4 protein-coding genes and 1 pseudogene are annotated in these 2,386 nt (G+C 39.8%); 1 reads left to right on the top strand and 4 read right to left on the bottom strand.

Annotation, left to right across the window (positions count from 1 at the left end; genetic code table 11):
- Positions 1-107 precede the first annotated feature (107 nt).
- Positions 108-332, top strand: coding sequence for a hypothetical protein (locus tag ACQ96U_RS27030; protein WP_431724390.1), 225 nt, complete (start codon positions 108-110; stop codon positions 330-332).
- 82 nt (positions 333-414) lie between these two features.
- Here ACQ96U_RS27030 and ACQ96U_RS27025 read toward each other — a convergent pair whose 3' ends face one another.
- From ACQ96U_RS27025 to ACQ96U_RS27010, 4 genes and pseudogenes are all read right to left on the bottom strand, one after another.
- Complete coding sequence (locus tag ACQ96U_RS27025; RefSeq protein ID WP_431724389.1) at positions 415-1,101, bottom strand: IS6 family transposase; 687 nt, start codon at positions 1,099-1,101, stop codon at positions 415-417.
- Between the two features lie 8 nt (positions 1,102-1,109).
- Positions 1,110-1,271: a hypothetical protein gene (locus ACQ96U_RS27020; RefSeq protein WP_431724388.1), complete on the bottom strand. Its 162-nt coding sequence runs from the start codon at positions 1,269-1,271 to the stop codon at positions 1,110-1,112.
- A 116-nt stretch (positions 1,272-1,387) separates the two neighbouring features.
- Complete coding sequence (locus ACQ96U_RS27015) at positions 1,388-1,756, bottom strand: DDE-type integrase/transposase/recombinase (protein WP_431724387.1); 369 nt, start codon at positions 1,754-1,756, stop codon at positions 1,388-1,390.
- 13 nt (positions 1,757-1,769) lie between these two features.
- Positions 1,770-2,386, bottom strand: a pseudogene (locus tag ACQ96U_RS27010) (hypothetical protein); the annotation flags it as partial.

Below are 2,386 nucleotides of genomic sequence, written 5' to 3'. Positions count from 1 at the left end.
TTTTTTCATGTAACTGTCTAGTGAAGAGTTTTTAGACAGAATATTGCTCTTTGTTTTGCTTAATAATTTCAAGTTTATGAATACCTACATTCACCAAAAGGAAACCAATGACAAACAAATATCACCTAGACTACTTCGAGAAAGCCGTACTTAGTAATCAATACAAAATCCTTCAATTACTCGCCCCAGCATTTAATAAAGATGGTGGCATTTACGAAGCCAATAAATACAAGAATTACATCGAGATTTTAGAGAGTAATTTGGTTGAGCTTTTTCCTGAGATATTTGAGGGGAACTTTGAGCGATTCTGTTGCAAAAATTATTTAGCGTAAAAACAAACTTATTTTGGGCACACTTAGCCGGTTCTGTCGCATAAATTTTTCAGTTTCTAAGAAGCCGAATCCTTGGACACAGTTATCCTGCTAATGAACAAAATTGCTCAAATATTGTTTTATGTTTTGTTGCTGGGTCAGCAGACTGACTTTTCCTAAGCATATGGATCAGCTCAATACCAATCAGTGTAGATCGAGCACTATTAAATGATTTAAAGCCTAACATTGGTCGAATAATGCGCTTAATAAATCGGTGATCCTGCTCAACAATGTTATTAAGGTACTTCACTTGCCTTATAACAACTGGCTTCTCCAGCTCTTTATTGATTGCTTCAATCGCCGCCTTATTCGCTGCGCTGCCATCAATGGTGACCTTCTCTGGCACGCCATTCGCGCGAATGGCCTTCTTGAAAAACCGTTTGGCAGCCTTAGTGTCCCGGAGTTTGGTCAATAAGAAGTCAATGGTTTGCCCCGCTTTGTCCACGGCTCTGTACAAATAGTACCAGTCTTTTTTTACCCGGATATACGTCTCGTCCATGCACCAGCTGCTGCCGACAGGTGACTTCTTTTTTCGAAACTGCTTTTCTAACTTAGATGAGTAGGAAACCACCCATCGTTGAATACTGGAGTGATCGACAGGAACATTACGATCTTGCATGAGCTCTTCTATATGGCGGTAACTCAACGCAAACCGAAGGTAATAATAAACGGCTTGTAGTACAACGCACTTGGGAAAGTGACAACCTTTGAAGCGTTCGTCAGGGTTCATATTGACTACTAAATAATCATCGAACTAGAAGAGGCTGGGAAGGCTATCACGCTGGTCCAAAATATGCGACAGAACCTTCCTTTCCATAAAGGAAGCTCCACTTCAACCACCCCTTCACTAGATAGCTTGCGCTGTAATTCTTCGCAATTAAATACTTCTTTGACCGACATTATATTCCCCCCGTAAAGCCTGGACCATCCCCATCAAAGTCATCAAAATCATCCCAGTTTTTAGGGTTCTGTCGCAAAAATTATTTAGCGTAAAAACAATCTTATTTTGGACACACTTAGCCTGCTAATGAGCAGAATTGTTCAAAAAGTGTTTTGTCTTTTGCCTCAGGGTTTACCTGCAACGTTTTTCTTAACTGATAAACCCGCTCAATACTGATCAGCGTAGACCGAGCACTACGGAATGATTTAAAACCTAACATAGATCGAGTGATCCGCTTAATACCCCGATGATCTTGCTCAACCCGGTTATTAAGATACTTGGTTTGACGTATCTCAATGGTCACATAGCGTTCCTGACAAACCGCTTCAGCTGCTGCTTTGTTTGCTGCACTGCCATCGATGGTAATTGGGTTCCGTCGTGCCCATTGCATTTGTTTCTTGTGAAAATAGTGAATGATGCGGTAAGGCTTTGTTGAATCGCTCATTAATCAATCAATATCACTGCATATACTGAATAGTATATTTGATATGAAATATAGCATTGCTTAAAGTACGTAATATTGACTCTTGTTTATCAAAGGCCAGATTATTTTTATCCGCATTTTGAAAATGCAATACTAACTTACCACTATTAATGGGCAACCCTTCAAATGGAAGATAATTTTCACCATCAAAGTTTATCTGAAACATTCCACTGTCATTAAATCCGTGAGATGTAGCTGTTTGAGTTAAGCTTGTATGTATAGAGCAACCATCTGTTGGTATGTACGACAGAACAGCCTGAATGTCTTGATAGGGTTCGATGAGCGCAGGTAATGTGACACTGACTTGTTTGATTCGGCGGGTTTCACCTAAAGAAAGATCTTTTTCTGGATAATCATTTTCAATTTCCAATACTGCAAGATCTATACTAGCTTCCAGACAGTGACTCTCACTATTTAAGGTCAGGGTATGTGCAAGCACACTCCCTGTAATTTGTGTGTCTGGCTTATTAAGTGCCTCATTAACGGATTCCTTAAAATCCTCAAATTGACCTTCCTTTGCCATCGACACGGTGCGACTAATTTCTAATACGCTGGATTTCCAGTCTAAATAAGCTGACTCCATGTGTGTTA

Origin of the sequence: Zooshikella sp. RANM57 (assembly GCF_050749885.1) — a bacterium.
Taxonomy (GTDB): domain Bacteria; phylum Pseudomonadota; class Gammaproteobacteria; order Pseudomonadales; family Zooshikellaceae; genus Zooshikella.
Note: the sequence above shows the minus strand (reverse complement) of the source record. Positions and strands in the feature narration are given on the sequence as shown.

Bases quoted from the DNA above. Each gene is read 5' to 3' on its own strand.
- ACQ96U_RS27015 (WP_431724387.1), bottom strand. From the start codon at position 1,756: ATGAGCGATTCAACAAAGCCTTACCGCATCATTCACTATTTTCACAAG.
- ACQ96U_RS27025 (WP_431724389.1), bottom strand. From the start codon at position 1,101: ATGAACCCTGACGAACGCTTCAAAGGTTGTCACTTTCCCAAGTGCGTT.
- ACQ96U_RS27020 (WP_431724388.1), bottom strand. From the start codon at position 1,271: ATGTCGGTCAAAGAAGTATTTAATTGCGAAGAATTACAGCGCAAGCTA.
- ACQ96U_RS27030 (WP_431724390.1), top strand. From the start codon at position 108: ATGACAAACAAATATCACCTAGACTACTTCGAGAAAGCCGTACTTAGT.